The organism is Acidovorax sp. GW101-11A03 (assembly GCF_059424825.1).
The window spans coordinates 1-25,030 of the sequence record NZ_JBWKZU010000005.1 but is presented as its reverse complement, the minus strand read 5'-3'; the positions used below and the strand labels follow the sequence as shown (position 1 = coordinate 25,030).

General features: G+C 66.1%; 26 protein-coding genes. 16 read left to right on the top strand and 10 right to left on the bottom strand.

Annotation, left to right across the window (positions count from 1 at the left end):
- Nucleotides 1-10: 10 nt before the first annotated feature.
- Together AC07Z7_RS03885 and AC07Z7_RS03880 are read right to left on the bottom strand one after the other, a co-directional pair.
- A complete protein-coding gene (locus AC07Z7_RS03885) occupies nt 11-1,459 on the bottom strand; it encodes a DUF1501 domain-containing protein (RefSeq protein ID WP_494765371.1) in 1,449 nt (482 codons plus the stop codon).
- Between the two features lie 40 nt (nt 1,460-1,499).
- A complete protein-coding gene (locus AC07Z7_RS03880) occupies nt 1,500-3,488 on the bottom strand; it encodes a DUF1800 domain-containing protein (RefSeq protein WP_494765370.1) in 1,989 nt (662 codons plus the stop codon).
- Nucleotides 3,489-3,860: 372 nt separating this feature from the next.
- Here AC07Z7_RS03880 and AC07Z7_RS03875 point away from each other — a divergent pair, with 372 nt between their 5' ends.
- The 4 genes from AC07Z7_RS03875 to AC07Z7_RS03860 all read left to right on the top strand — a co-directional run bounded on the left by AC07Z7_RS03875 (nt 3,861) and on the right by AC07Z7_RS03860 (nt 6,705).
- Complete coding sequence (locus AC07Z7_RS03875; RefSeq protein ID WP_094290171.1) at nt 3,861-4,079, top strand: CsbD family protein; 219 nt, start codon at nt 3,861-3,863, stop codon at nt 4,077-4,079.
- Nucleotides 4,080-4,199: 120 nt separating this feature from the next.
- Nucleotides 4,200-4,793, top strand: coding sequence for a hypothetical protein (locus AC07Z7_RS03870; RefSeq protein WP_494765441.1), 594 nt, complete (start codon nt 4,200-4,202; stop codon nt 4,791-4,793).
- 170 nt (nt 4,794-4,963) lie between these two features.
- Nucleotides 4,964-5,500, top strand: coding sequence for a hemerythrin domain-containing protein (locus tag AC07Z7_RS03865; protein WP_252660281.1), 537 nt, complete (start codon nt 4,964-4,966; stop codon nt 5,498-5,500).
- A 158-nt stretch (nt 5,501-5,658) separates the two neighbouring features.
- Complete coding sequence (locus AC07Z7_RS03860; RefSeq protein WP_494765369.1) at nt 5,659-6,705, top strand: sensor domain-containing diguanylate cyclase; 1,047 nt, start codon at nt 5,659-5,661, stop codon at nt 6,703-6,705.
- Nucleotides 6,706-6,871: 166 nt separating this feature from the next.
- Here AC07Z7_RS03860 and AC07Z7_RS03855 read toward each other — a convergent pair whose 3' ends face one another.
- Together AC07Z7_RS03855 and creD are read right to left on the bottom strand one after the other, a co-directional pair.
- A complete protein-coding gene (locus tag AC07Z7_RS03855) occupies nt 6,872-7,240 on the bottom strand; it encodes a hypothetical protein (RefSeq protein ID WP_252660284.1) in 369 nt (122 codons plus the stop codon).
- Nucleotides 7,237-8,733, bottom strand: a complete 1,497-nt coding sequence (gene creD, locus AC07Z7_RS03850) for a cell envelope integrity protein CreD (protein WP_494765368.1) — start codon at nt 8,731-8,733, stop codon at nt 7,237-7,239. The genes AC07Z7_RS03855 and creD overlap by 4 nt, the downstream gene beginning before the upstream one ends.
- Before the next feature lie 132 nt (nt 8,734-8,865).
- Between creD and AC07Z7_RS03845 the strand changes: the two genes are divergently transcribed.
- On the top strand, nt 8,866-9,210 hold the full coding sequence (locus tag AC07Z7_RS03845) for a hypothetical protein (protein WP_494765367.1): 345 nt from the start codon (nt 8,866-8,868) through the stop codon (nt 9,208-9,210).
- Between the two features lie 24 nt (nt 9,211-9,234).
- On the opposite strand, the gene creC is transcribed toward AC07Z7_RS03845, so the two are convergent.
- The 4 genes from creC to AC07Z7_RS03825 all read right to left on the bottom strand — a co-directional run bounded on the left by creC (nt 9,235) and on the right by AC07Z7_RS03825 (nt 12,861).
- A complete protein-coding gene (creC, locus tag AC07Z7_RS03840) occupies nt 9,235-10,704 on the bottom strand; it encodes a two-component system sensor histidine kinase CreC (protein ID WP_494765366.1) in 1,470 nt (489 codons plus the stop codon).
- A 64-nt stretch (nt 10,705-10,768) separates the two neighbouring features.
- Complete coding sequence (locus tag AC07Z7_RS03835) at nt 10,769-11,473, bottom strand: winged helix-turn-helix domain-containing protein (protein WP_494765365.1); 705 nt, start codon at nt 11,471-11,473, stop codon at nt 10,769-10,771.
- Between the two features lie 6 nt (nt 11,474-11,479).
- Nucleotides 11,480-12,115 (bottom strand): MarC family protein, encoded by a 636-nt coding sequence (locus AC07Z7_RS03830; protein WP_094290177.1) that lies wholly within the window; start codon nt 12,113-12,115, stop codon nt 11,480-11,482.
- Complete coding sequence (locus AC07Z7_RS03825; RefSeq protein ID WP_494765364.1) at nt 12,115-12,861, bottom strand: SDR family oxidoreductase; 747 nt, start codon at nt 12,859-12,861, stop codon at nt 12,115-12,117. Before AC07Z7_RS03825 ends, AC07Z7_RS03830 begins: the two co-directional genes overlap by 1 nt.
- A gap of 116 nt (nt 12,862-12,977) precedes the next feature.
- On the opposite strand from AC07Z7_RS03825, the gene AC07Z7_RS03820 reads away from it, so the two are divergent.
- Both AC07Z7_RS03820 and AC07Z7_RS03815 read left to right on the top strand, forming a co-directional pair.
- Nucleotides 12,978-13,667, top strand: coding sequence for a dienelactone hydrolase family protein (locus tag AC07Z7_RS03820; protein WP_494765363.1), 690 nt, complete (start codon nt 12,978-12,980; stop codon nt 13,665-13,667).
- A gap of 43 nt (nt 13,668-13,710) precedes the next feature.
- Nucleotides 13,711-14,628: an amidohydrolase family protein gene (locus AC07Z7_RS03815; RefSeq protein ID WP_494765362.1), complete on the top strand. Its 918-nt coding sequence runs from the start codon at nt 13,711-13,713 to the stop codon at nt 14,626-14,628.
- 87 nt (nt 14,629-14,715) lie between these two features.
- Here the strand turns inward: AC07Z7_RS03815 and AC07Z7_RS03810 are convergent, their stop codons facing one another.
- Nucleotides 14,716-15,870 carry a magnesium transporter CorA family protein gene (locus AC07Z7_RS03810; RefSeq protein WP_494765361.1) on the bottom strand — a complete coding sequence of 385 codons (1,155 nt, stop codon included), beginning with the start codon at nt 15,868-15,870 and terminating at the stop codon, nt 14,716-14,718.
- Nucleotides 15,871-15,938: 68 nt separating this feature from the next.
- A complete protein-coding gene (gene hemB, locus AC07Z7_RS03805; protein ID WP_494765360.1) occupies nt 15,939-16,946 on the bottom strand; it encodes a porphobilinogen synthase in 1,008 nt (335 codons plus the stop codon).
- A 340-nt stretch (nt 16,947-17,286) separates the two neighbouring features.
- On the opposite strand from hemB, the gene AC07Z7_RS03800 reads away from it, so the two are divergent.
- The 9 genes from AC07Z7_RS03800 to AC07Z7_RS03760 form a co-directional block, all read left to right on the top strand.
- Nucleotides 17,287-17,715, top strand: coding sequence for a CopD family protein (locus AC07Z7_RS03800; RefSeq protein ID WP_252660299.1), 429 nt, complete (start codon nt 17,287-17,289; stop codon nt 17,713-17,715).
- 19 nt (nt 17,716-17,734) lie between these two features.
- Nucleotides 17,735-18,838: a VanZ family protein gene (locus tag AC07Z7_RS03795; protein WP_494765359.1), complete on the top strand. Its 1,104-nt coding sequence runs from the start codon at nt 17,735-17,737 to the stop codon at nt 18,836-18,838.
- A gap of 9 nt (nt 18,839-18,847) precedes the next feature.
- On the top strand, nt 18,848-19,207 hold the full coding sequence (locus AC07Z7_RS03790; RefSeq protein ID WP_063460178.1) for a (2Fe-2S) ferredoxin domain-containing protein: 360 nt from the start codon (nt 18,848-18,850) through the stop codon (nt 19,205-19,207).
- Between the two features lie 91 nt (nt 19,208-19,298).
- Nucleotides 19,299-19,949, top strand: a complete 651-nt coding sequence (locus tag AC07Z7_RS03785; protein WP_252660301.1) for an alpha/beta hydrolase — start codon at nt 19,299-19,301, stop codon at nt 19,947-19,949.
- Nucleotides 19,950-20,040: 91 nt separating this feature from the next.
- The gene (locus AC07Z7_RS03780) at nt 20,041-21,210 is read left to right on the top strand and encodes a D-alanyl-D-alanine carboxypeptidase family protein (RefSeq protein ID WP_494765358.1); all 1,170 of its coding nucleotides are present in this window, start codon (nt 20,041-20,043) and stop codon (nt 21,208-21,210) included.
- A gap of 303 nt (nt 21,211-21,513) precedes the next feature.
- Nucleotides 21,514-21,891, top strand: a complete 378-nt coding sequence (gene rpsL, locus AC07Z7_RS03775) for a 30S ribosomal protein S12 (RefSeq protein ID WP_015012185.1) — start codon at nt 21,514-21,516, stop codon at nt 21,889-21,891.
- Nucleotides 21,892-22,060: 169 nt separating this feature from the next.
- Nucleotides 22,061-22,534, top strand: a complete 474-nt coding sequence (gene rpsG / locus AC07Z7_RS03770) for a 30S ribosomal protein S7 (protein ID WP_005798541.1) — start codon at nt 22,061-22,063, stop codon at nt 22,532-22,534.
- Between the two features lie 150 nt (nt 22,535-22,684).
- Nucleotides 22,685-24,787, top strand: a complete 2,103-nt coding sequence (gene fusA / locus AC07Z7_RS03765; RefSeq protein ID WP_015012186.1) for an elongation factor G — start codon at nt 22,685-22,687, stop codon at nt 24,785-24,787.
- 142 nt (nt 24,788-24,929) lie between these two features.
- A partial coding sequence (locus AC07Z7_RS03760) for a GTP-binding protein (protein WP_029951219.1) occupies nt 24,930-25,030 on the top strand: 101 nt, incomplete at its 3' end.

Below are 25,030 nucleotides of genomic sequence, written 5' to 3'. Positions count from 1 at the left end.
GTCAGGCCATTCAGGCCATGAAGCCCAGGTTGGTGGGGTAGTCGGCCCCGCCAAAGTGGCTCAGGTTGGGCAGCACGCCCGCGAGTTCGCTGTTGCTCACGCCAAACCAGCTGGCCAGGGTGGCGGCGTACTGGTCCACCGAGGTGCTGGGCAGCAGGCGGCCCTGGCCCACATGCCACTGGTCGTTGGGGTCGCCCGTGTTGTTGGTGATGCTCACCGGGGGCGCCTTGCCGTAGAACGCTTTGCCCTTGACGGCGCCGCCCACCATGAGGTGGTGGCCACCCCAGCCGTGGTCCGATCCGTCGCCGTTGGAGCTGAGCGTGCGGCCGAAGTCCGAGGCCGTGAACGCGGTGACCTTGTCGGCCACGCCCAGCTCGACGGTGGCGTTGTAGAACGCGGTCATGGCCTCGCTCACGCGCTGCATGAGCACGGGTTGCTGCGAGATCAGGTTGTCGTGCAGGTCGAAGCCGCCCAGCGACACCATGAACACCTGGCGCTTGCTGCCCAGCGCCGAGCGCGCCCCGATGAGGCGCGCCACCATCTTCATCTGGTTGGCCAGCGAGTTGTTGCTGGGGAAGGGGGTGGCCAGCGTGACGGCGGACAGGCCGCTGGTGATCTGGCTTTCGGCCGTGACGGCGCGGGTGGTGACCCGGGTGTACTCGTTTTCCAGCGTCTGCGTGCTGCCTCGCTGGATGAGCGAAGTGAGGGCAGTGCGCACAGCCGAGGAGCCGTAGACGTTGTTTTTCACGCCATTGATGGCCACGGCGCCGTTGGTGCTGACCTGGTATTGCAGGGCCGAGTCGCCCGACAGAAACACTGCATTGCCCGTGACAGAGATGCAGGTGAACAGCGAGTTGCCATTGGACGACAGCGCCAGGTCGCCGATGTTGCCGCCCCAGCCCACGGTGGAGCCTTCGGGCGACGACGACTGCCACACCGATTGCTGGTCGTTGTGGGAAAACAGCTTGGGCGGGATGGGGTAGGTGGTGCGATTGGCGCTGTTGTACTGGGTGCGGGTCAGGGGGACGACCAGTGGGCCCACATTCAGTTGCACGGCAGCCTTGCCACTGTTGAACAGGCCTGCGAGCCCCGTCATGGCCGGGTGCAGCGCGTACTGGCGGCCTCCGGGCAGGGCGGTGGTGGGTGCGAGCAGCGTGGGGGTGAGGTCGGCCTTGGCCAGCGCGATGCCCCCCGCTGTCTGGCCCGAGCCGCCACCCCGGATGGTGTTGTAGCGGTTGTAGCTGTCGTCGTCGTAGGTGACCACGCTATTGGCGTAGTCGTTGCCGCCATACAGGAAGACGCAGACCAGGGCCTTGTAGTCGGTGGCGGTGAAGGCAGCAGCCTCGCCCATGGCGGCCAGGTTCAGGGCAAAGGGCAGGGCGGTGCCCGCCAGGCCCAGTTGGGTGGAGCGGCGCAGGAAGGCGCGGCGCGTGTGGAGTTCGGGTTGAAGCAAGTGCATGGCTGGGCTTCTTGGGTTCTGTCGGCGGAGCGGACGGGGCTTACTTTTGAATGAGGTACTCGGCCGAGGCCATCACCAGGAAGACGGCGGCCGCCACGCGGTCCAGCTTGGCGCTGTCCGGGCTGGTCGCGGTGACGGCCGTGGCCTTCAGCGCATCGGAGATGAGCTTGACCGTGGCCGCCGAGAGCTGGCCTGCACACATCAGCAGGTTGATGCGTGCGACCAGGGCATCGGCATCGGCCACGATGGCCAGTTCGTTGGCGTAGGTGGCCTTGATGTCGTAGCCGTTGTTGGCGTTGCTGCCACTGTTGGGCTGGTCGGGTGCGGTCACAAAAATGCCATTGCGGATCACGCCTTGCATGTAATTGAGGTAGCCGCCCACGCTGCTTTCGTTGACCAGCTGGAACTCGGGCGCTACGGCCCCGGTGGCCGCCAGCGCGGTGGATGGGGGGACATACCCCGGGCGGAAGAAGTTGAACACCGAGGGCGAGCGCAGCGGGCTTTGCCCCAGGCGGGAGCCAGGGTCGGTCAGGTCGCCGATTTTCCAGCTGCCCTGGGCCGAGTTCAGCCCGAAGGTGCGGCCCCACTGCACGAAGCGCAGCATGGGCTCGCGCAGCTTGCCGAAACCAGGCTGGCTGAGGCCGGCGGGCGAGCGGGCCTCGTCGTCCAGCAGGATGGCCTGGACCACAGCGCGCAGGTCACCCCGCACCCCCGCCCCGTTGTTGTTGAAGGCCGCCGTCACGCGCGCCACGTAGGCGGGCGAGGGGTTGCTAGTCACCAGGCGCTGGATGAGCTGCTTGCCGATGAACGGGCCCACGTTGGGGTGGTTGAAGAGGGTGTCCAGCGCCATCTGGAGCGCCGCCGCCCCGGGCGTGTTGGCCGGCACCGTCGTGCCGAGGAACGTGGCCGCCAGGGTGGAGTGGCGCGATGCGTTGAGCGCCATGGGCAGGCGCGCAAACGTGGTGTTGGACACTACCCGCGACGTGCCCGGTACGGTGGTCGGCACGTTCTGCGTCTGGTCGTAGTCGTAGCCGGTGAACACCCGTGCGAGGTTGGTCACATCGTCCATCGTGTAGCTGTCGATGGGTTTGCCCGCGCCGTCCTTTTTGGCCGTGCCATCGGGGTTGAGCGCTACCAGCCCGATGGACATCAGCTGCATGATTTCGCGGGCGTAGTTCTCGTCCGGCTGGCGGCCGGTGGCCGCGTTTTCCTTCTGGTTGCCCCGGGTGTTGAGGTAGTAGCCCATGGCCGCGTTCAGCGTGACGTTTTCCAGCACCGAGCGGTAGTTGCCAAACGCGTTGCTGACCAGCTGGTCCCAGTACCAGGCCATGGCATGGCAGCGCCAGGTGATGTCCACCCCGGTGAGCGAGACCACGCAGATTTCGGACAGCGCCAGGGCCACCCGCTTGCGCAGGCCGTCGGGGGAGGTCATGAGCTGCTTCCAGATCATGTAGTCCGCCGGGTAGGAGTTGTCGTAGTAGGCCGTGCTGTCGCTGATGGCCGCGTAGCCCCGCTGGTTCAGCCAGTCCCAGCCTGTCTGGCTGGTGGGGCCGCTGAACTGGCTGCTGAGCCAGTCGGCATAGGTGGTGGAGCGCAGGGCTGCAATCTCGGCCGTGGAGGCGGAGAACTGCGCTTGCAGCAGGAAGCGCGCGGCTTCCTGGTCGGTGGTGGCTGCGGGGTAGGCGTAATTGCCTGGAGGAGCGCTGGGTGCAGGGGAAGGCCCCGGCGCTGGAGAAGGCGCGGGGCCTTGACTTGGCGCAGGGGCGGGTGTGGGAGATGGTGCCGGGGGGGGCATGACGCCGGGGGACGGTGTTCCCGCAGCGGGCGGCAGTGTCACGGGCGTGTAGACGGGGGATTGGCCTCCGCCGTCTCCGCCTCCGCATGCTGCAAGGGCAGTTGAGGCAAAAAGTGTGGCCAGCAGCGGGGCAGGGCTTCTGCTGGTAGCGTCTTGTTGCTCGGTGGAGACGGGTTTTTCCTCTACTGCCTCTGCGCCCTGCGTGGCCAGAGGTCCCTCGTGCGTATTTTTCATGAATGCCTGTGTGGAGTCTTGCGCGGTCCAAAGTGCGCAGCCGTGACTAAATCACACCAGGCGCGTTGCTCGGTGGTGCAAGTGTTACCAGGGGAAACGGCCCTCAGGAGGAGGCAGTCCGTCACCCTTGCAGATGATGGGCGATTGCAACACTTTGTGCGCAGACGCAGCCCCGCCACCACGTGTTCTGGGGCTCTGTGCGGCGCCCGTCGGCCCCGTCCGTCAACCCCGTAGGCCTGGGCCCACGCACACCGCTTGGCATGGACTACGGCCCGCTGACTGATTCGTTTTTACAGTGAACCCATCGCCCCACGCAGTGTTTCCACGCATTCCGGGTGGATGGCCAGGGCGAGGTTTTTGAAGGATGCAACCATGAATGAAGACACCATCAAGGGCAATTGGAAGCAGTTCAAGGGCAAGCTGATCGAGCAGTGGGGCAAGCTCACCAACGACGACCTGGATGTCATCGACGGCAAGCGTGAGCAGTTCCTGGGCAAGCTGCAGGAGCGCCAGGGTCTGGCCCGCGAAGCGGCCGAAAAGCAGCTCAAGGAATGGCAGGAACGCCACCCGGACTTCCGCTTCAACGATTGACGGGCGGGGGCTGCACAGCCCGGGTTGTGCGGCCCGCCCATCGCCGCCGCAGCAGCAGGCATGCCCTGCTGCACGCGCACTGCACTGTCTACCCCCGATGCCGAGGAGAACCCCATGCAAATCCCATCCGCACGCGCGCTGATCGCGGCCGTGGCCGCCGGTCTGGTGGCGACATCCGCCTTTGCCATGACACCGGCCGAGCACAGGGCCGCCAAGGACAGCATTGAAGCGACCTACAAGGCCGACAAGGAAAAATGCGATGCCCTGACCGCCAACGCCAAGGACATCTGCCAGAAGGAAGCCAAGGGCAAGGAAAAAGTGGCCCAGGCCGAACTGGAAGCCCAGTACAAACCCAGCCCTAGAAACACGCAAAAGGTAGCCGAAGCGCGCGCTGACGCTGCCTACGAAGTCGCCAAGGAAAAATGCGACGACCTCAAGGGCAATGAAAAGGACGTCTGCGAAAAAGACGCCAAGGCCGCCCGCGTGAAGGCCAAGGCCGACGCCAAGGTGGCTGCTGTGCAGGCCAAGCCCGCAGACAATCCGGCCGATAAGGCGGCCGATAAGGCGGCCGATGTGGCGGAGGCCCGCAAGGAAGCCAACGCAGAAAAGAACGACGCCAACTACCAGGCGGCCAAGGAGCGCTGTGACGCGCTGTCGGGCAACGCCAAGTCGGCCTGCGTGGACGACATCAAGCGCATGTACGGCAAGGGCTGATCACTGCCCCCGCGCAGTTTTTGCACAACGCCCCGCTGTTGCGGGGCTTTTTGCGTGTGCAGGCGGGATTTGCCTGACCTGCATCAATACGCGGTGCCAGGGCGGCTTCTAAGCTGGGCTTTCCATTGTTCCCATTGTTTTGCTGCCGGACGGCAGAGGGATTGATACCCATGGCCCAACTCGAATGGTCGGACGCGCTGAACCTGGACCTGCCCCTGATGGACGACACCCACCGGGAGTTCGTCGATCTGCTGGCGGTTGTGGCGCAGGCGGACGACGCGCAACTGCAGCCGGCCTGGCAGGCGCTGGTGGAGCACACCGAGCAGCACTTTGGCCAGGAAGACGCCTGGATGGCCTCCACCCGGTTTGCTTCGGGCAACTGCCACAGCATGCAGCACCGCGTGGTGCTGCAGGTGATGCGCGAAGGCGCCGCGCGGGCCGCGCAGGGCGACCTGCAGGTGCTGCGCGTGATGGCCAGCGAGCTGGCCCTGTGGTTCCCCCAGCATGCGCAGAGCATGGACGCGGCGCTGGCCCTGCACCTGCGCCGTGTGGGGTTTGACCCCGCCACCGGCGTGGTGCACGCACCGCAGGCGCTGCCGGGAGAGCTGATCCATGGCTGCGGCGGCGCCACCTGCTCGGACGCGGACTCGGGCGAGGGGCCCGTGGCGGACGGCACCAACAGCGCGCGGCAGGCCGCAGTGGCCTGAAATCGCCGGCTTGCGGGGAGCTTCGCGCAGCGCGACTGTGCGAATGAAGGATGTGCGTTGCGCGGCCGCAAGCGTGCTTTTACCCGTGCGCGGGCCCCGCTTGTGTGGCATGCTGCCTTTTCTTTAGGCAAGTGTGGGCGGCATGGCCGCCGTGCTCCATGGCCGCAACCTCTTCCCTCGAAGCCCTGGTCGATGACACCGAGCGCCTGCAGGCCCTGCAGCGCTACGGGATTCTCGACACCCCCATGGAGCCCGCCTACGACGAGCTGGCCGACATTGCGGGCCATGTGTGCGAGGCGCCCGTGGCCCTGGTGAGTTTTGTGGACCGCGACCGCCAGTGGTTCAAGTCGGCGCAAGGGTTGCCCAATCGGGAGACGCCGCTCGACCAGTCCGTGTGCCGCTACGCCCTCCGGCAGCCGAACGTGTTCATCGTGCCCGACCTGGCCCAGGACGTGCGGTTTGCGCACTACGGCATCGTCACCCAGAAACACCCGCTGCGCTTTTATGCGGGCGCCCCCCTGATCACGCCCGATGGCTACGCGCTGGGCACCCTGTGCGTGCTGGACCACCGGCCGCGCGAGCTGTCGCCGCGTGCGCAGGAGCTGCTCAGCGCCCTGGCGCGCCAAGTGGTCCGGCTGCTGGAACTGCACCGCGCCAACGACCGCCAGGGCCAGATGCTGGCCGAGCTGGACGCCGCCCGCCAGCAGATGGCTGTGCTGGCCCACACCGATGTGCTGACCGGGCTGGCCAACCGACGGTCCTTCACCGAACGCCTGCGGCAGGAGCAGGCCCTGCTGCAGCGGGGCAATGAACCCGCCTGCCTGTTGATGATGGACCTGGACCACTTCAAGCGCATCAACGACGTGCATGGCCACCATGTGGGGGACCAGGCGCTGCAGCTGTTTGCCGACCTGTGCCGCAGTGTGTTCCGGGCCGCCGATGTGGTGGGGCGGTGGGGCGGCGAGGAGTTTCTGGCCCTGCTGCCCGCCACCGGGGTGGAGCAAGCCCAGGCCGTGGCGCAGCGTGTGCATGCTGCGCTCGCCCAGCAGCCCCTGCCCGGCATCGAGCCCCCGCAGCAGCTGTCGGTCAGCATGGGGCTGACGCTGTTTGACCCGTTGCGCCCGCTCGACGTGACCCTGCGCCTGCTCGATTCCGCGCTGTACACCGCCAAACGCGAGGGCCGCAGCCGCACGGTGGTGGTGTAGAGGAATAGTTTGCTCATTTATTGATAGCTATTTCCGCCTGATGGATGAGCGGAAAACCTCTTTTTGATGATTGTTTTTGAGGTTGCGATGCATGTAAAAGCCCGGCATGTCCAGGCGGGCATGCCGGGCTCTGCCACGCGGGCGCGGGCCAAAGACCTTCGGTCTCTCAACATCCGGGGCTGCGTGGCAGCAGCAGCGCTGCCATGCGCCACGACAGATCGCGCAGCGCGCGGCGCAGGGCGGGTGACGGCGCAGTGGCCACACCGGCCGTGCCCGGCACTTCGTGGGGGCAGAAGGCTGCCTCCAGCACCTGCTGCTTGGCGCTGACCAGCGCCACCCGGTCCCGGGCGCGCAGCGCGCTCATCAGCTGGTCGCGGTGGCGCTGCACGCGGGCGGCCTCGGCCGCCGTCAGCGTCGTCGCCAATGCCGCCGGGGTGAGGGGGCCTGCGCCCCCTGGGCCCTGGGCCAGGTGTGCGGCCCAGGTGCGAAGGGCTGGTGGGATGCCGGGCTGCGGGCCCAGGGCTCCGGGTGTCATGCGGCCTCCGCGCTTGGGGTGACAGGGCGGGTCGGTACGGTGGGCGCGGCTGGTGTGGGTGGCATGGGCGAGGTGGGTGGTGTGGACGGTGGCTTGGGCGGCATGGGGCGGCCCGGCGTGCCGCCGCTCTGCGACAGCCCATACCAGTTCACCTTGCGCGTCAGCACCATCACCGCCGCCAGCACCAGGAAGAGTGCAATCGCGCCCACCACCAGCGCCGTCTGCTCCAGCTGCAGCAGCACATACAGCAGGCCATACAGCAGTGCAATGCCCGCCCCCAGCGGAATGCCCCGCGCCAGGCTGCCCAGCATGTGGCTGGCGTAATAGGCCAGCAGCAGCACACAGGCCGTGGCGGCCACCGCGTACGAAATGCCAAACGGCAGGTGCTCCGACAGGCTCACCAGCAGCAGGAAGAAGCTGCACAGCGCGCTGCCCACCAGCAGGTACTGCACCGGGTGCACGCGCAGCTTTTTCATCAGCTCGAACAGGCCCACGGCCACGAAGGTGAGGGCAATGAACAACACGCCGTACTTGGTGGCGCGGTCCGAAAGGGAATAGGGATTCACCGGGTCGATGAAGGCCACGCTGAAGCTGTCGGCGCAGTCGCCCGGGCTGCTGCCTGGTGCATGGCCGATGCCGTCCTCTGCGCCTGCCAGGCACACGCGTTTGCCGCTGGCTACGTCGGCCTGCGCCGTGGTGGCCAGCGACGACAGGCGCCACTGGGCCGAGAAGCCGGTCTTCTTGACCTCACGCTCCGACGGCAGAAAGCGCCCGGCAAACGAAGGGTGCGGCCAGCTGCTGGTCATCAGCACCTCGGTGTTGCCGCCCAGCGGGACAATGCCCAGGCGCTCGGTGCCCACCAGTTCCAGGTCCAGCGTGGCTGTCAGGCCGTCGGCCTTGCCACGCACAGACTCCGGCAGCATCGCGTGCAGGCCCCGGCTGTACGTAGGGTGGAAGGTGCCGGGCTTGAGGGCCATTGCCTGGTTGCCCAGCGTGAGCTGCGCGGTGCGAATGCCGCGCGCATCGCCCACCGCCATCATCACCACGGGGGCACCACACACCATGCGCGAATTCTTCATGGTGGTTTGTGGCAGCAGACTGGTCAGCGGCCCCCATTGCGCCGTCACGTGGGCCTTGAGGTTGTAGGTGTTCACCTTGTGCAGGCCGCGCGCCCGCTCTTCCATGGCGGCGCCGGTGCTGAGCTTGAGCTGCTCGGGCATGGCCGTGAGCAAGAACTCGCGGCGCTGCTCCACCATGCGGCGCTCATCGCCCTTGCCGGTCTCCACCTCCCAGCTCTCCACGCAGGCGCTGTGGATCATGGGGCCCATCAGCGTCTGCGGCCCGGCCAGGCTCTCGGCCACGCTTTGTGCGGTGATGCTGCGGTAGCGCAGCCGGTCGCGCACCACATCTTCGATCAGCCCGAGGCCAAAAAGCAGCAGCACGGTGATGGCGGCCAGCGCCGCCAGTTTGGTGAACAAGGGGTGTTTGAGCAAAAGATCCTCCACAAGTGAATGTTGTGGGGGCAGTGTTGTGGCGCGCTGTGAGGGCGCTATGAAGTTTGTGAGGTCAGTGTGAAGTCGCCCTGCTTCGGGCGGGTAGCATGGGGGCAGAAGAGGGGGATCGCCATGTCATATCGACCTGACAACCGGCTTGGCCGGACCGTGGGCAGCCTGCTCCCGTTGCTGCTCCTGGCAGCGTGCGGAACGCCGGCTTACCCCGACGATGACGCCGTGCGCGAGCGCTTCCAGATGGAGTACCGCAACGCGAAATGCGAGTTGGCCAAGATCCATGCGGCCAAGCGCCAGCCCGACCATGCGGGCTACCGGATCATCCATGTCCGCATTGAGGCGCGTTGCAAAAGCCCTGAGGAAACCCTGGTGCGCAAGCAAATCTGGCAGCTCAGCCGCGAGCGGCCCACACTGCTGCAAGGGGCCTGGCGCTGGGAGCCGGGAGGAGAAATTTCCGATTGAACGCTGGTCGCCAGCTCATCCCGCTCATCCCGCCGATTCGAACTCCAGCACGACCCGGAACCCCGGCGGCGTGTTGCGCGCCACCATGCGGCCCCCGTGCAGGGTCATCACCCGCCGCACAATCGCCAGCCCCAGCCCTGATCCACTGCGCTCGCCGCCCGGCCGTGCGGTGGTGAAAAAGCGCTCGCCCAGGCGCGGCAGCGCGTAGTCGGGCACACCGGGGCCGCTGTCCTGCACGGCCACCGTGGCGCCGTCCAGTTCCACCCGCACCGTGCTGCCTGCGGGCGCAAAGTCGATGGCGTTGTCCAGCAGGTTGGTCAGCGCCAGCGTCACCAGTTCGGCCTCCCACGGGCCGCTGGTGCCGTGCCCTTGCAGCGCCAGGGTGATGCCACGTTGGCCCGCGCGGGCGCGGGTCTGGGCAATGGCGGCCTCGGCGCAGTCGTGCAGCGCCACGGGCGCGCGGCCTTCGGCGTGCTGGCGCTGCTCCAGCTTGGACAGCTCCAGCAGCCGGTCGATGATGCGCTGCAGGCGCTCGCTTTGCTGCACCACCTGGGTCGCAAACTCGGCGCGGTCGGCGGTGGGCAGCTCGTCCTGCAGCAGCTCGCCCGCGCCCCGGATGGCGGCCACGGGGCTTTTGAGCTCGTGCGTGAGCGCGCGCACATAGCCCTCGATGTAGTCGCGCCCCTCCAGCCGCGCGCGCATGCGGTCCATGGCGCGGGCCAGGTCGCCCAGCTCGCCGGGTACCTCGGGCACGGCCAGGGCCGTGGGGGTGGGCAGGTTCGGGTCGTGGCGCTCGCCGTCGGCCGGGCCCTGCACGCTCAGGGCGTAGTCGCGCAGGCGGCGCACGTTCCACACCATCCACAGCGTCACCGCCACGCCCACGGCGGCCGACAGCGCCAGCAGCAGCAGCCCGCCCATGAACACTTTGCGCTCGGCTCGGTCGATAAAGCGCTGCACCGTGCGCGTCGGCTTGGCCACGGTCAGCACGCCCGCGATCTGGCTGTTCACGTAGATGGGCGCGGCCACATGCATCACGCCGCTGGTGTCGTCGTCCTCCACATCGCGGGTGGAGCGCGCGCCGTACTCGCCGCGCAGCGTGCGCGCCACATCGCGCCAGCGCGAGTAGTCGGCGCCCACGGCGCGGTTTTCCGAATCGAACAGCACGCGCCCCGTGGTGTCGGTCACATAGATGCGGTAGTCGAGCGACTGCTTGGAAAAGCCCCAGATCGCCGCATCAATGGGCCGCGTGGCATAGCGGCGCACATGCTGGGCAAACGGGCTGGTGCTGCTGTTGTCGGCCCCCGCCGCCAGCCGCCCAGCCGCCAGGTCTTCGCTGGCCAGCTCGGCCAGGATGTTGGCCGTGTCCACCATCATGTCCTCCATCACCTCGCGCACGCTGGGCTTGATCTCGGCCATAAACACGCGCAGCACAAAAAACGCGGCGATGCCGTTGATGAGAAAGAAGGCGAACAGCAGGCGGATGCCGAGGCGCATGGTGTTACTTCAAAAACAATAGCTGTCTGCGCTTTATGGACAGGCGGTAGTGGCCAATTTGGCGTTAGATGTCCAGGCAGTAACCCATGCCTCGGTGCGTGCTGATGTATTCACGCCCCGGGTCCAGCTCGCGCAGCTTGGCGCGCAGGGTCTTGATATGGGTGTCCACCGTGCGGTCGGTGCTCTCGCTGTCGTCGCCCCAGGCGGCGGCCAGCAGGGCGTCGCGCGAGTGGATGCGGCCTGCGCCGCGCAGCAGGTGGGACAGCAGGCGGTACTCGCGCCGGGTCAGTGGCAGGGCCTGACCGCGCAGGCTGATGCGCTGGCCGGCCTCGTCGTCGTGGAACAGCGCGGCGGCCGTGGCGGCGGGCGCTGCCGGGTGGCCGTTGCCGTTGCCATGGCCTGCGCGGCGCAGCAGCGCCTTCACGCGCGCGGCCAGTTCGCGCGGGCTGAAGGGTTTGGTGAGGTAGTCGTCCGCGCCCAGCTCCAGTCCCAGCACGCGGTCGATCTCTTCGCCGTGGGCGCTCAGCATCAGCACGGGCAGGGCGGCGGTGGGCGGCGCATTGCGCACGTCGCGCAGCAGGTCCAGGCCGCTGCCGTCGGGCAGGCCCACGTCCAGCACCAGCAGGTCAAAACGTGCGCGCTGCAGCTGCTGGCGCGCGTCGTGCACTAGCAGGCTGTGCGTCACCAGCAGCCCGTCGCGTTCCAGCGCGTAGGCCACGGTGCGGGCGATGGCGGGGTCGTCTTCGAGCAGCAGCAGGCGGGCAGACATGGACGGTCAGCGCGCGATCAGTACGGGGAAAATCTTGCCCAGCCCGTCCGCCATCACCTCCACCGCCAGCGCGGCCAGGATCAGGCCCATCAGGCGGGTCATCACGTTGATGCCGGTCTTGCCCAGCACGCGTGCAATCGGGTCGGCCAGCGAAAAACACACGGCGGTGGCCAGGGCGATGACCACGCCGTAGCCCACCAGCGTGGCGGTCTGCCACACGCCCTGGGCGCGGTCGGCGTAGATCACCACGGTGGACATGCTGGCCGGGCCGGTGAGCAGCGGGATGGTGAGTGGCACCACGGCAATGCTGCTGCCCGCTGCGGCTTTCTCTGCCCCTTCTTCGTATTCATTGGTGCTGGGCTTGGCCTCGGCGGGCTGGGCGTTGAGCATGTTCATCGCGCTGATGAGCAGCAGCATGCCGCCGCCCACCTGAAAGCTCTGCAGCGAGATGTTGAAAAAATCCAGGATCTGCAGGCCCAGCAGCGCACAGGCCGCAATCACGCAGAACACACTGAAGCTGGCCACCTGGATGGTGCGGCGCCGCTGCGCGTACGAAAAGCCCTGGGTGTAGTGGATGAAAAACGGGACGATGGCCAGCGGGTTCACGATGGCCAGCAGGGTGATAAGAGGTTTCAGGTCCATCAGCGTCCTCCAGAGACTTCGAGCAATGACATGGTGGTGTAAGGCGAAGCATCCGACATCAGCCACACGATGGCCTCGGCCACTTCTTCGGCGGTGCCGCCGCGCAACATGGGCACCTGGTGGGCCAGGTCGCGCACGCGGTCCGGCAGGCCGCCGCTGGCGTGGATGTCGGTTTCGATCAGGCCCGGGCGCACGGCGTTCACACGGATGCCTTCGGCCGCCACCTCGCGCGCCAGGCCCACGGTGAAGGTGTCGATGGCGCCCTTGGCCGCCGCGTAGTCCACATACTGGTGGGCCGCGCCCAGCCGCGCGGCGGCGCTGGAGACGTTGACGATGCTGCCACCCGCTCCGCCGTGTTTCGTGCTCATGCGGCGCACGGCTTCGCGTGCGCAGATGAAACTGCCGATCACGTTGATGTCGAACATGCGGCGCAGGCGCGCTACGCTCATCTCGTCCACCCGCTGGGTGGTGTCCACCACGCCCGCGTTGTTCACCAGTGCGGTGACGCGGCCCAGTTGCGCGTCGATGGTGGCAAACATGGCCAGCACCTGGGCCTCGTCGGCCACATCGGCCTGCACGGCCAGCGCGGTGCCGCCTGCGGTGCGGATCTGTTGCACCACCGCATCGGCGGCGGCCTGGTTGCCCTGGTAGTTCACCGCCACCGCCCATCCCTGGCGTGCCGCCAGCAGGGCGGCGGCGGCGCCAATGCCTCGGCTGGCACCGGTGATTAAGGCGATCTTGTCCATGAAATCGGGGTCTCCTGCAAGAATGGCGCATTGGAACAGGTTCTGCGTGCTGCGGGCAGCGGTTTGCAGCAGGCACACCGCCACTTCGGCGCATTTTTTATCAAGGAGATTGCAGCATGGGACAGTTTGTCGATCTGACTTCGGGTGACGGTTTTGTATTTCCGGCCTGGGTGGCCCAGCCCGATGCCGCACCGCGCGGCGCCGTGGTGGTGCTGCAGGAGATTTTTGGCGTGAACTCCCACATCCGCGCCGTGGCCGACCGCTTTGCGGCACGGGGCTATCTGGCGGTGGCGCCTTCCACCTTTCACCGCGTGAAACCGGGCGTGGAGCTGGGCTACACCGGTGACGACATGCAGGCCGGCATGGGCCTGAAGGCTGCTGTGGAGGCGCTGCCCGCCCCCGGCGTGATGCCCGACGTCCAGGCCGCCATTGACTACGCCGCCGCGCAAAGCGGCCGCAAGGTGGGCATCGTGGGCTTTTGCTGGGGTGGGCTGCTGACCTGGCGCGCGGCCTGTACGCTTACCGGCCTGTCGGCCGCCGTGCCCTATTACGGTGGTGGCATGACCAGCCCCGACGAAGCTGCGCGCCAGCCGCGCGTGCCCGTGCTGGCCCACTTTGGCGAGCGCGACCATTGGATCCCCGTGGACAGCGTGCAGGCCTTTGCCCGCGCCCAGCCGGGTGCCGAGGTGCACATCTACGCCGCCGACCACGGCTTCAATTGCGACCAGCGCGGCAGCTACGACGAGCCCTCGGCCATGACCGCACGCGACCGCACCCTGGCGTTCTTCGACAAGCACTTGGCCTGAGACAACCAACACCCACCTACCAACGCATCTACCGGGGGTTGCCATGGAAAAATTCAAGCTTTTTGGACCCCTGGCGTGCATCCAGCAAGCGCTGATAGCTATTTTTTTAGTAGCAATTGGCGCCAGCGCCCACGCGGCCGACTACGCCGGCCCCTTGTTCGATGCCCACCTGCACTACAACGAGGAGGCCTGGGACGGAAAAACCGGCCCGCATCCGCCCGCTGATGTGCTCGCGCGCATGAAGGCCAGCGGTGTGCGCGCCATCGTGGCCAATTCGCGGCCCAACGCGGGTTCGCTCACGCTGGCGGGCCTGCCGCAGACAAGCGAGGCAGGCGTCACCGTCGTGCCCTTTGTGCGGCTGTACCGCAACCGGGCGGACTACACCGGCTGGTTTGCCGACGAGAGCATCTACACCATGGTGCAGACCGAGCTGGCACGCGGCACGGCGGCGGGGCCGTACCGGGGCATTGGCGAGTTCCACCTGTACGACAGCGCCAATGCCAACGGCCCCGTGGCCCAGAAGCTCATGGCCCTGGCGGAGGAGCGTGACCTGGTGGTGCTGGCCCATGTGGACGATGTCGCCATCGACCTGCTGATGGCCCACACGCCGTCGAAGGGGCAGAAGGCGCGCCTGATCTGGGCCCACACTGGCATCGGCGGCGCGCCGGTGGAGCGGGTGGATGCGCTGATGGCGCGCTACCCCGGCCTGGTGGGCGAACTCTCGTACCGCCCCGGCCTGGTGTGTGACGACAACCAGCTGTGCCCCGCCTGGCGTGCGCTGCTGCTCAAGTACCCCACGCGCTTCGTGATCGGCTCGGACACCTGGGTGAATCAGCGCTGGCAACACTACGAAAGCCTGATGCAGGGCTACCGCCAGTGGCTGGGCGGCCTGCCTGCCGATGTGGCGCGCAAGGTGGCGTGGGACAACGGGGCGGGGTTGTTTGGGGTGGCCAGGCCGTGAGCTGACAATTGCTGGGGTATGGGGCTCGTCCCCTCGCTGCCGTTTCGCTGGCAGCCATTGAAACCGGCGCAGCCGCTCAGGGGGTTGTCACCGAGTTCTGGCCAAATACCGCTTGCGCCAGAACACCAGCACCAGCGCCAGCGCGATGAACACCATCGACCCCAGCGCCCACCAGAAGCCGTCGGCCTTGTGGATGAGCGGGATGAAGTCGAAGTTCATGCCAAAAATCCCCGCAATCAGGTTCAGCGGTAGGAACACGGCGGTGAGCGCGGTGAGCGTGCGCATGATGTCGTTGGTGCGGTTGCTCTGCACCGAAAAGTGCATCTGCACGGCGGTTTCGGTGCTCTGCTCCAGCCGCCGCACATGGTGCACCACGCGCTCGATGTGCTCCAGCACGTCGCGGCTGCGCACCTTGAGCAGGTCCAGCTCGCGCAGGCCTGCGGGGGTGTCGGGCAGGGTCCAGGTTTCCAGCGCGTCGATCCAGTCCTGCACGGCAGTGCGCTGGTCCTCGCAGATCTCGTCAAGCATGTGCAGCGACAGGCGCGCTTCGAGCAGCGAATTCCAGTTGACGTAGCGCGCGCGGGGCTTGAGCAGCTCGGTCTGCCAGTGGTCCAGCTGGCGCGTGAGTTCGCGGCGCAGGTCCAGGTAGCCGTCCACCATCTGGTTGACCACGCGCAGCATGAGGTCGGCCGGGCTGGTGGGCACGCGGGCACCGGCCGCCGGGTTGCTGCGGCCCTCGCCGTTGGTGCTGGCGGCGGGTGCCGATGCCAGCAGCCGCGTGGCATAGGCATCGCGCACGGCGCAGTCGCTGGGGTGCACGGTCAGCAGCAACTGGTCGAACACGGCAAAACCCACAGGGCTGGTGTCGATGCGGCGCAGCACGGGCGGGCCGTTGCGTCGCGCGGGGCTCTCTGCCGGGGCCACAGGCGAAGGAGCAGGAACTGGCGCCGGGGGCTGGGCCGCCCCGTCGCCCTGCGCCGTGGCCAGGCGGCGGAACACCAGCAGGTCGTACTGCGAGGTGTAGTCGTAGTGCGATGGCAGCTGGGCGTTGAGCAGGTCGGACACATGCAGGTCCACCAGTTGCAGCCCCACCAGGGCCTGCAGGCTCGCCTGGATCTCGGCCAGCCGCGCCTGGAACACCGGGCGCGCGCAGGCGATCCAGACAAAACCCTGGGCGGGCATGTGTGTGGGCAGCTCGGCCAGCTCCTGCACGCCGCCGCTGTGGATGTGGAAGATGCGCATGAACAACAAGGCCCCGGATTTGTGCTCAAAAATGACTTCTGCGCGCGCTGAGTAAGCGCGGGTAGCTACTATTTTTGAAGCTTGCGGGCCACGTCGCGCGCAAAGTAGGTCAGCACGCCATCGGCGCCTGCGCGCTTGAAGGCCAGCAGGCTTTCCATCATCACGGCGTCGTGGTCCAGCCAGCCGTTGGCGGCGGCGGCCTTGATCATGGCGTATTCGCCGCTGACCTGGTAGGCGAAGGTGGGCACCTTGAACTCGTCCTTCACGCGGCGCACGATGTCCAGGTAGGGCATGCCGGGTTTGACCATCACCATGTCGGCGCCTTCGGCAATGTCAATGGCCACTTCGCGCAGGGCCTCGTCGCTGTTGCCGGGGTCCATCTGGTAGACGTTCTTGTCGGCCTTGCCCAGGGCGCCGCGGGTGCCCACCGCGTCGCGGAAGGGGCCGTAGAAGGCGCTGGCGTACTTGGCGCTGTAGGCCATGATGCGGGTGTGGATGTGGCCTTGCACCTCCAGCGCCTCGCGGATGGCGCCGATGCGGCCGTCCATCATGTCGCTGGGCGCGACAATGTCCACGCCCGCCTCGGCATGCGTGAGCGCCTGGCCGGTGAGGATCTCCACCGTCTCGTCGTTGAGGATGTAGCCGGTCTCGTCCAGCACGCCGTCCTGGCCGTGGCTGGTGTACGGGTCCAGCGCCACGTCGGTCATCACGCCCAGGTCGGGAAACTCCTTCTTCAGCGCCCGCACCACGCGCGGGATCAGGCCGTCGGGGTTCAGGGCCTCCTTGCCGTCCGGCGTCTTGAGCGCGGGGTCAATCGCCGGGAACAGTGCCAGCACCGGGATGCCCAGCTTCACGCAGTCTTCGGCCACGGGCAGCAGCAGGTCGAGGCTCAGACGGTCCACGCCGGGCATGGAGGTCACGGCCTCGCTGCGCTTGGTGCCCTCGTGCACGAACACGGGGTAGATCAGGTCGTCGGCGGTGACCAGGTTCTCGCGCACCAGGCGGCGGGTGAAGGCATCGCGGCGCAGGCGGCGGGGGCGGTTCTGGGGGAAGGGGGCGGGGCTTTGGAGGTGCATCATTGGATTATGAAGCCCCCCTGTGGCGCCTGTCGGCGCCTTCCCCCGAGGGGGACGCACCCCCTGGACCGGCGAAGCCGGATCCACGGGTGCACTGGCTTGGCGCGTGCCAGTCTCGGGCCGCAGTGCCCCGCACACCCACCCTGGTATTGCCGCTTGTAACACGCTGTGCCCGGTGCTAAATTGGCGCCGGGCGGCTTGCTGCCCCCCGCTTTCCTCCCTGAGCGGGGCCTCGGATTGCAGCAATGCAAAAACAGGCTTTCCTGGCCCGGCGGACAGCCGGGCTTTTTTTGTCCGGGCCTGGGCCTTGGCAAAGCTTGCTGGAACGTAAACTGCACCCATGCTCTGGGTCAAAGCCTTTCACATCGTCTTCGTGGCCAGCTGGTTTGCTGGCCTTTTCTATTTGCCACGCATCTTCGTGAACCTGCAGATGGTGGCGCCGGGCTCGGTGGCCGAGCGCGACCGGCTGCTCTTGATGGCGCGCAAGCTCCTGCGCTTTACCACCTTGCTGGCGGTGCCCGCGCTGGCCCTGGGGGTGTGGCTGTGGATGGGCTACGGCATCGGCCGGGGCCCGGGCAACGGCTGGATGCACGCCAAGCTGGCTGTGGTGCTGCTGGTGATCGGCTACCACCATGCCTGCGCCGTGCTGCTGCGCAAGCTGGCCGACGGCACTTGCCGCAAGAGCCATGTCTGGTTCCGCTGGTTCAACGAGGTGCCTGTGCTGCTGCTGTTGGTGGCGGTGGTGCTGGTGGTGGTCAAGCCCTTCTGATGGTGCAGGGCTGACGCTGGTGCACAAGACCTCCGCCTGGCCGCTTGCGCTGATCTACACGGCGCTCATCGTTTTTGCGAGCCTTTTCCCGTTTGACGGCTGGCGCGCGCAGGGCATTGACCCGCTGGTGTTCCTGCTCGCCCGCCTGCCCCCGCCGTACTGGACAGGCTTCGACGTGGTCACCAATGCGGCCGGGTATGCGCCGCTGGGCTTTTTGCTGGTGCTGGGCATGTTGCGCTCGGGCTGGCGGCGTGTGCTGGTGGCCGTGGCGCTGGCCACGGTGGCGGGCGCACTGCTGTCGCTGGCGCTGGAGTTTCTGCAGATCTACCTGCCCCGGCGGGTGCCATCCAACCTGGACCTGCTGCTCAATATGGGCGGCACCCTGGCGGGCGCCCTGAGTGCCGCCCTGCTGGAGCGCCTGGGCGCGCTGGACCGCTGGAGCGACTTCCGCTCGCGCTGGTTTGTCTCGGACGCTTCGGGCGGCATGGTGCTGCTGGCACTGTGGCCGCTGGCGCTGCTGTTCCCGGCGGCCGTGCCCTTTGGCCTGGGCCAGGTGCTGGAGCGGCTGGAGGCGGCGCTCATCGAGCTGCTGGCCGACACGCCATTTCTCGACTGGCTTCCCCTGCGCGAGGCCGCGCTGGACCCGCTTTCGCCCAGTGGCGAGCTGCTGTGTGTCACGCTGGGCCTGCTCATCCCCTGCCTGCTGGGCTACTGCGTGATCCGACAGATGGGGCGGCGCGCATTGTTTGCGCTGGGGGTGGTGGTGGTGGGCGTGGTCCTCACGGCGCTGTCGGCCGCGCTGAGCTGGGGCCCGGTGCATGCCTGGGAATGGATGAGCCTGCCCGTGCGTGTGGGTGTGTGGGGGGCGCTGGCGCTGGCGCTGCTGCTGCTGGCCCTGCCACGCCGGGCCTGCGCTGCCGTGCTGCTGCTGGCGCTGGCCTGGCACCTGGCGCTGCTCAACCAGGCGCCCACCAGCGCGTATTTCGCCCAGACCCTGCAGATCTGGGAGCAGGGCCGCTTCATCCGTTTTTATGGTCTGGGGCAGTGGCTGGGCTGGCTCTGGCCTTATGCCACGCTGCTGTATGTGCTTTTGCGGGTGTCCCGGCGGGATGCACAAACTTAAAATGCCCGGATGAGTGACACCTCCTCCGCACCGGCCGCAGCGCCCGGCTACTACCAGCGCCACATCTTCTTTTGCCTGAACGACCGCACCAACGGCGAAGACAGCTGCGCCCACCACAATGCCCAGGCGGGTTTTGACCGCTGCAAGGCCCAGGTCAAGGCGGCCGGGCTGGCTGGCGCAGGCAAGGTGCGTGTGAACAAGGCGGGCTGCCTGGACCGCTGCGCGGGCGGCCCCGTGGCCGTGGTCTACCCCGAGGGCACCTGGTACACCTATGTGGACGCGGCCGACATCGATGAGATCGTCGAATCGCACCTCAAGAACGGCCAGGTGGTGGAGCGCCTGGTCACCCCAGCGGAACTTGGCCGCTGACACGGGCTCCATCCCTTTCTTTTTTTGAATGATTTTGGCTGCTTGCGCCTGATGGATAAGCGCTTGCAGCTATCAATAGAGTAGCAATCCCGTGAATGCCCAGACCGAACGCCTGACCTTGTCGGGCCCCGCAGGCGCCATCGAGGCCGTGCGCGACAGCGCCGTGCTGGCCGACGGTGCCAGCCCCCGGGGTGTGGCCATCATTGCCCATCCCCACCCGCTGTTTGGCGGCACCATGGACAACAAGGTGGTGCAGACCCTGGCGCGCGCCTTTGTGCAGTGCGGCTACACGGCCGTGCGCTTCAACTTCCGGGGGGTGGGCGGCACGGCGGGTGTGCACGACGACGGCCGGGGTGAGTTGCAGGACCTGCTGGCCGTGGTGGAGCAGGTCGCGCCTGCGGCCGAAGGCCAGCGCATTGCGCTGGCAGGTTTTTCGTTTGGCGCCTTTGTCACCAGCCATGCGCTGGAGGCGCTCTGGCCCACGGGCCGTGTGGACAAAACCGTGCTGGTCGGCACCGCCGCCAGCCGATTCACCGTGGCCCCTGTGCCGCATGACGCCCACCTGCGCACCCTGGTGGTGCACGGCGAAGCGGACGACACCGTGCCGCTGGCTGCCGTCATGGACTGGGCGCGGCCCCAGATACTGCCTGTCACAGTGATCCCGGCGGGCGGGCATTTCTTTCACGGACAATTGCCGCTTTTGAAGAATCTGGTGGTGCGCCACCTGCAATCGGGCGCCTGAGGGGGCGGCCCGGGCTCTCCGGACCTTCTTCCCCTCTCTGCGCGTTTTTCTTTTCCTCTTTTTCCGAGCCTCCCCAGCCCCCTATTGCCCCATGAAACGAATCCTGTCTGCGTTGCGATCCCTGGCCGTCTTTGCTGCGGTGGCCCCGGCTGCCTTCGGCGCCCTAGCCCAGGCACCCCAGCCCCCCGAAATCGCCGCGCGCACCTACATGCTGGTGGATGTCACCGCGGGCCAGGTGCTGGCCGCCAAGGACATCGACGCGCCGGTGGAGCAGGCCTCGCTCACCAAGCTCATGACGGGCTACCTGGTGTTTGACGCGCTGCGCGCCAAGAAGATTGCGCTGGACCAGAAGCTGCCCGTGAGCGTGCGCGCCTGGAAGATGCCCGGCTCGCGCATGTTCATCGACCCCAAGATGCAGGTGCCGGTCGAAGACCTCATCAAGGGCATGATCGTGCAGTCCGGCAACGACGCCACCATGGCCCTGGCCGAAGGCGTGGGCGGCACAGCCGAGAATTTCGTCAAGCTCATGAACGACCAGGCCAAGGCCCTGGGAATGAACGGCACGAGCTACAAGAACCCCGAAGGCCTGACCGAACCCGGCCACACCACCACGGCGCGCGACCTCTCCGTGCTGGCCATGCGCCTGATGAAGGACGTCCCGGAGTACATGCACTATTACTCCACCAAGCAGTACAGCTACCCCGGCACGCCCGCATCGAACGGCAACAACCGCAATTCGCTGCTGTTCCGCGATCCGACCGTGGACGGCCTCAAGACCGGCCACACTGCTGCGGCGGGCTACTGCCTGGTGGCCACGTCCAAGCGTGAATTCCCCGGTGTGGGCCAGCGCCGCCTGCTGTCCATCGTGCTGGGCGCTGCGAGTGAAAACGCGCGCGCGAACGAAAGCCAGAAGCTGCTGAACTGGGGTTACACCGCGTTCGAAGCCGTCAAGCTGTTCGACGCCGGCAAGCCCGTGGCCACCCCCGCTGTCTGGAAGGGCAAGGACAGTGTGCTGAAAATCGGCCGGGAAGAGGCCATTGTTGTGGCGGTGCCTGCGGGCAGCGCCGGCAAGGTCACCACCCAGATTTCCCGCCCCGACCCGCTGGTGGCGCCCTACACCAAGGGCCAGCCCATCGGCTCCCTCAAGGTGATGCTGGACGAACAGGTGGTGGGCGAGGTGCCTCTGCTGGCGCTGGAAGGGGTGGAGCAGGCGGGCATTCTGGGCCGGGCCTGGGATGCGATCCGCCTCTGGATTAAGTAATCGGGCCCTTCCCCTGAGGCGCTACTGCGCCGTCACCCCTTCTCTCGAATGGCTGCGCCATTCGGGAAGGGGGACACCGCCAGCGCTGCGGGGCGGCCCTTGCGCGGCGGTCCTGGCATTGGCAGCGCGCTTTTGCAGGTTGTGGCGGTGCTTCGCGCTGGAGCCTGCGGAAAAGGGGGGCTGTGTTCACGGGGGAAAGCTCGCACCGCTTGCCCGTTCAGGGGCTTGCTGCTACATTAGAAGGCTTTTCGGAATTTCCGAAGGGTTTCACGTTTTCGTTTTTTACGTTTAGGGACGTATTTCATGCCAACCATCAATCAACTGGTCCGTCAGGGGCGCGAGGTCGAAAAGACCAAGTCCAAGAGCCCTGCGATGGAAAACTCTCCACAGCGCCGCGGCGTGTGCACCCGTGTGTACACCACGACGCCTAAGAAGCCTAACTCCGCTCTGCGTAAGGTTGCCAAGGTGCGCCTGACCAACGGTTTTGAGGTGATCTCCTACATCGGCGGTGAAGGCCACAACCTGCAGGAACACAGCGTGGTGCTGGTTCGCGGCGGTCGTGTCAAGGACTTGCCCGGTGTGCGTTACCACATCGTGCGTGGTTCGCTCGACTTGCAAGGCGTGAAAGACCGCAAGCAAGCGCGCTCCAAGTACGGTGCCAAGAAGCCCAAGGCCAAGTAAGCCCTGCGTTTTCTTGCAAAGAATTTTCGGTGCTGTTTCCCGCGTGGCGCGGTGATGCAGCGTAGTGACCCCAAACGCAGGTGTTCTGCGCGGGTCGAGTAAGTGGGAGTTTCAATGACTCTCGCGGTGCCGGAAACGGTGCCAACTGAAGCAAAGATAGAGGTAAAAAATGCCACGTCGTCGCGAAGTCCCCAAACGTGAAATCCTGCCGGATCCCAAGTTCGGCAATGTAGAGCTGTCCAAATTCATGAACGTGATCATGGAAGGCGGCAAAAAGGCAGTTGCAGAGCGCATCATTTACGGCGCCCTGGAACTGATCGAGAAGAAGCACCCCGACAAGGACCCTCTGGAAGCCTTCACCGTTGCCATCAACAACGTGAAGCCCATGGTGGAAGTGAAGTCCCGCCGCGTGGGTGGTGCCAACTACCAGGTGCCCGTGGAAGTGCGCCCCGTCCGCCGCCTGGCCCTGTCCATGCGCTGGATCAAGGAAGCCGCCCGCAAGCGTGGTGAGAAGTCGATGGCCCAACGCCTGGCCAACGAACTGCTGGAAGCCACCGAAGGCCGTGGCGGCGCCATGAAGAAGCGTGACGAAGTGCACCGCATGGCCGAAGCCAACAAGGCATTCAGCCACTTCCGCTTCTAAATCGACGAGCCGTTTTCGTCGCCAGACGCAAGGCTGCAAGCATTTTTGCCTGCAGCCTTGTGGCGATTGAGGCGGTCACAAAATTGACGGGTTGCAGCGCAACAATGCTGGCCCGTCCCCCGAATAACACGACCCATCCAAGGATCCACCATGGCTCGCAAGACCCCCCTCGAGCGTTACCGCAACATCGGTATCTCGGCCCACATCGACGCCGGCAAGACCACCACGACCGAGCGTATTCTTTTCTACACCGGCGTGAACCACAAGATTGGTGAAGTGCACGACGGCGCGGCCACCATGGACTGGATGGAGCAAGAGCAAGAGCGTGGCATCACGATCACCTCGGCTGCCACGACCTGCTTCTGGAAGGGCATGGACATGTCCTTCCCCGAGCACCGCATCAACATCATCGACACCCCCGGCCACGTGGACTTCACGATCGAAGTGGAGCGTTCCATGCGCGTGCTGGACGGCGCCTGCATGGTGTACTGCGCCGTGGGTGGCGTGCAGCCCCAGTCGGAAACCGTCTGGCGCCAGGCCAATAAGTACAAGGTGCCACGTCTGGCCTTTGTGAACAAGATGGACCGCACCGGTGCCAACTTCTTCAAGGTCGTGGACCAGATGAAGCTGCGCCTGAAGGCCAACCCCGTGCCGATCGTGATCCCGATCGGTGCCGAAGACAACTTCAAGGGCGTGGTCGACCTGCGCAAGATGAAGGCCATCATCTGGGACGAAGCATCCCAGGGCATGAAGTTCACCTTTGAAGACATCCCGGCTGACTTGGTTGAAGTGGCCAAGGAATGGCGCGAAAAGATGGTCGAAGCGGCTGCTGAAGCCTCCGAAGACCTGATGAACAAGTACCTGGAAGAGGGCGATCTGTCGGAAGAAGAGATCACCCAAGGTCTGCGTACGCGCACCATCAACGGTGAAATCCAGCCCATGCTGTGCGGCACGGCGTTCAAGAACAAGGGTGTGCAGCGCATGCTGGACGCCGTGATCGAACTCATGCCTTCGCCCCTGGACGTGCCTCCCGTGCCCGGCTTCGACGAAGACGACAAGGAAGTCACCCGCAAGGCGGACGACAACGAGAAGTTCTCGGCCCTGGCGTTCAAGCTGATGACCGACCCGTTCGTGGGCCAGCTGACGTTCGTGCGCGTGTACTCCGGCGTGCTCTCCAAGGGCGACACCGTGTACAACCCCGTGCGTGGCAAGAAGGAACGTATCGGCCGTATCGTGCAGATGCACGCCAACGAGCGCCAGGAAGTGGACGAAATCCGCGCCGGTGACATCGCTGCCTGCGTGGGTCTGAAGGACGTGACCACGGGTGAAACCCTGTGTGATCCCGCCGCCGTGGTGACGCTGGAGCGCATGGTGTTCCCCGAGCCCGTGATCCGTCAGGCTGTGGAGCCCAAGTCCAAGGCCGACCAGGAAAAGATGGGTATCGCCCTGTCGCGCCTGGCTGCTGAAGATCCATCGTTCCGCGTGCAGACCGACGAAGAATCCGGCCAGACCATCATCGGTGGTATGGGCGAGCTGCACCTCGAAATCATCGTGGACCGCATGAAGCGTGAATTCGGCGTGGAAGCCAACGTGGGCAAGCCCCAGGTGGCATACCGCGAAACCATCCGCAAGACGGTGGAAGAAGCCGAAGGCAAGTTCGTGCGCCAGTCCGGTGGTAAGGGCCAGTACGGCCACGTCGTGCTCAAGATCGAACCCAACGAAGCCGGCAAGGGCATCGAGTTCGTGGACGCGATCAAGGGCGGTGTGGTGCCTCGCGAATTCATCCCAGCGGTGGAAAAGGGTATCAACGAAGCCGTAACGCAAGGCGTGCTGGCGGGCTACCCCGTGGTGGACGTCAAGGTCACGCTGCACTTCGGTTCGTACCACGATGTGGACTCGAACGAACTGGCGTTCAAGATGGCTGCCATCTTCGGCTTCAAGGAAGGTTGCAAGAAGGCCGGTCCGGTCATTCTGGAACCCATGATGGCCGTGGAAGTGGAAACGCCTGAAGACTATGCCGGTAACGTGATGGGCGACCTGTCCAGCCGTCGCGGCATGGTGCAAGGCATGGACGACATGGTCGGTGGCGGCAAGGCCATCAAGGCCGAAGTGCCCCTGTCCGAAATGTTCGGCTACTCCACGACCCTGCGTTCCATGTCGCAAGGCCGCGCCACCTACACGATGGAATTCAAGCACTACAGCGAAGCACCTCGCAACGTGTCTGAAGCCATCATGGCAGCACGCGCCAAGTAAGTAAGCACTTCGCCCGGGCCTTTGTGGTCCGGGCTTTGTTTTGTCTGCGATCCGGTGCCACTCTGTTCCCTGTGCGGAGTGAATCAGCAACCAGATGCAGACGTAAAACCACTACACAGGGATTGCTCTTTGGAGAATTGAAATGGCAAAAGGTAAGTTTGAACGCACCAAGCCCCACGTGAACGTGGGCACGATCGGTCACGTGGACCATGGCAAGACGACGCTGACGGCAGCCATCGCCAC

Coding starts and splice junctions, on each gene's coding strand:
- AC07Z7_RS03885 (WP_494765371.1), bottom strand. CDS start 1,459: ATGCACTTGCTTCAACCCGAACTCCACACGCGCCGCGCCTTCCTGCGC.
- AC07Z7_RS03880 (WP_494765370.1), bottom strand. CDS start 3,488: ATGAAAAATACGCACGAGGGACCTCTGGCCACGCAGGGCGCAGAGGCA.
- AC07Z7_RS03875 (WP_094290171.1), top strand. CDS start 3,861: ATGAATGAAGACACCATCAAGGGCAATTGGAAGCAGTTCAAGGGCAAG.
- AC07Z7_RS03865 (WP_252660281.1), top strand. CDS start 4,964: ATGGCCCAACTCGAATGGTCGGACGCGCTGAACCTGGACCTGCCCCTG.
- AC07Z7_RS03860 (WP_494765369.1), top strand. CDS start 5,659: ATGGCCGCAACCTCTTCCCTCGAAGCCCTGGTCGATGACACCGAGCGC.
- AC07Z7_RS03855 (WP_252660284.1), bottom strand. CDS start 7,240: ATGACACCCGGAGCCCTGGGCCCGCAGCCCGGCATCCCACCAGCCCTT.
- AC07Z7_RS03845 (WP_494765367.1), top strand. CDS start 8,866: ATGTCATATCGACCTGACAACCGGCTTGGCCGGACCGTGGGCAGCCTG.
- creC (WP_494765366.1), bottom strand. CDS start 10,704: ATGCGCCTCGGCATCCGCCTGCTGTTCGCCTTCTTTCTCATCAACGGC.
- AC07Z7_RS03835 (WP_494765365.1), bottom strand. CDS start 11,473: ATGTCTGCCCGCCTGCTGCTGCTCGAAGACGACCCCGCCATCGCCCGC.
- AC07Z7_RS03830 (WP_094290177.1), bottom strand. CDS start 12,115: ATGGACCTGAAACCTCTTATCACCCTGCTGGCCATCGTGAACCCGCTG.
- AC07Z7_RS03825 (WP_494765364.1), bottom strand. CDS start 12,861: ATGGACAAGATCGCCTTAATCACCGGTGCCAGCCGAGGCATTGGCGCC.
- AC07Z7_RS03820 (WP_494765363.1), top strand. CDS start 12,978: ATGGGACAGTTTGTCGATCTGACTTCGGGTGACGGTTTTGTATTTCCG.
- AC07Z7_RS03815 (WP_494765362.1), top strand. CDS start 13,711: ATGGAAAAATTCAAGCTTTTTGGACCCCTGGCGTGCATCCAGCAAGCG.
- AC07Z7_RS03810 (WP_494765361.1), bottom strand. CDS start 15,870: ATGCGCATCTTCCACATCCACAGCGGCGGCGTGCAGGAGCTGGCCGAG.
- hemB (WP_494765360.1), bottom strand. CDS start 16,946: ATGCACCTCCAAAGCCCCGCCCCCTTCCCCCAGAACCGCCCCCGCCGC.
- AC07Z7_RS03800 (WP_252660299.1), top strand. CDS start 17,287: ATGCTCTGGGTCAAAGCCTTTCACATCGTCTTCGTGGCCAGCTGGTTT.
- AC07Z7_RS03790 (WP_063460178.1), top strand. CDS start 18,848: ATGAGTGACACCTCCTCCGCACCGGCCGCAGCGCCCGGCTACTACCAG.
- AC07Z7_RS03780 (WP_494765358.1), top strand. CDS start 20,041: ATGAAACGAATCCTGTCTGCGTTGCGATCCCTGGCCGTCTTTGCTGCG.
- rpsL (WP_015012185.1), top strand. CDS start 21,514: ATGCCAACCATCAATCAACTGGTCCGTCAGGGGCGCGAGGTCGAAAAG.
- rpsG (WP_005798541.1), top strand. CDS start 22,061: ATGCCACGTCGTCGCGAAGTCCCCAAACGTGAAATCCTGCCGGATCCC.
- fusA (WP_015012186.1), top strand. CDS start 22,685: ATGGCTCGCAAGACCCCCCTCGAGCGTTACCGCAACATCGGTATCTCG.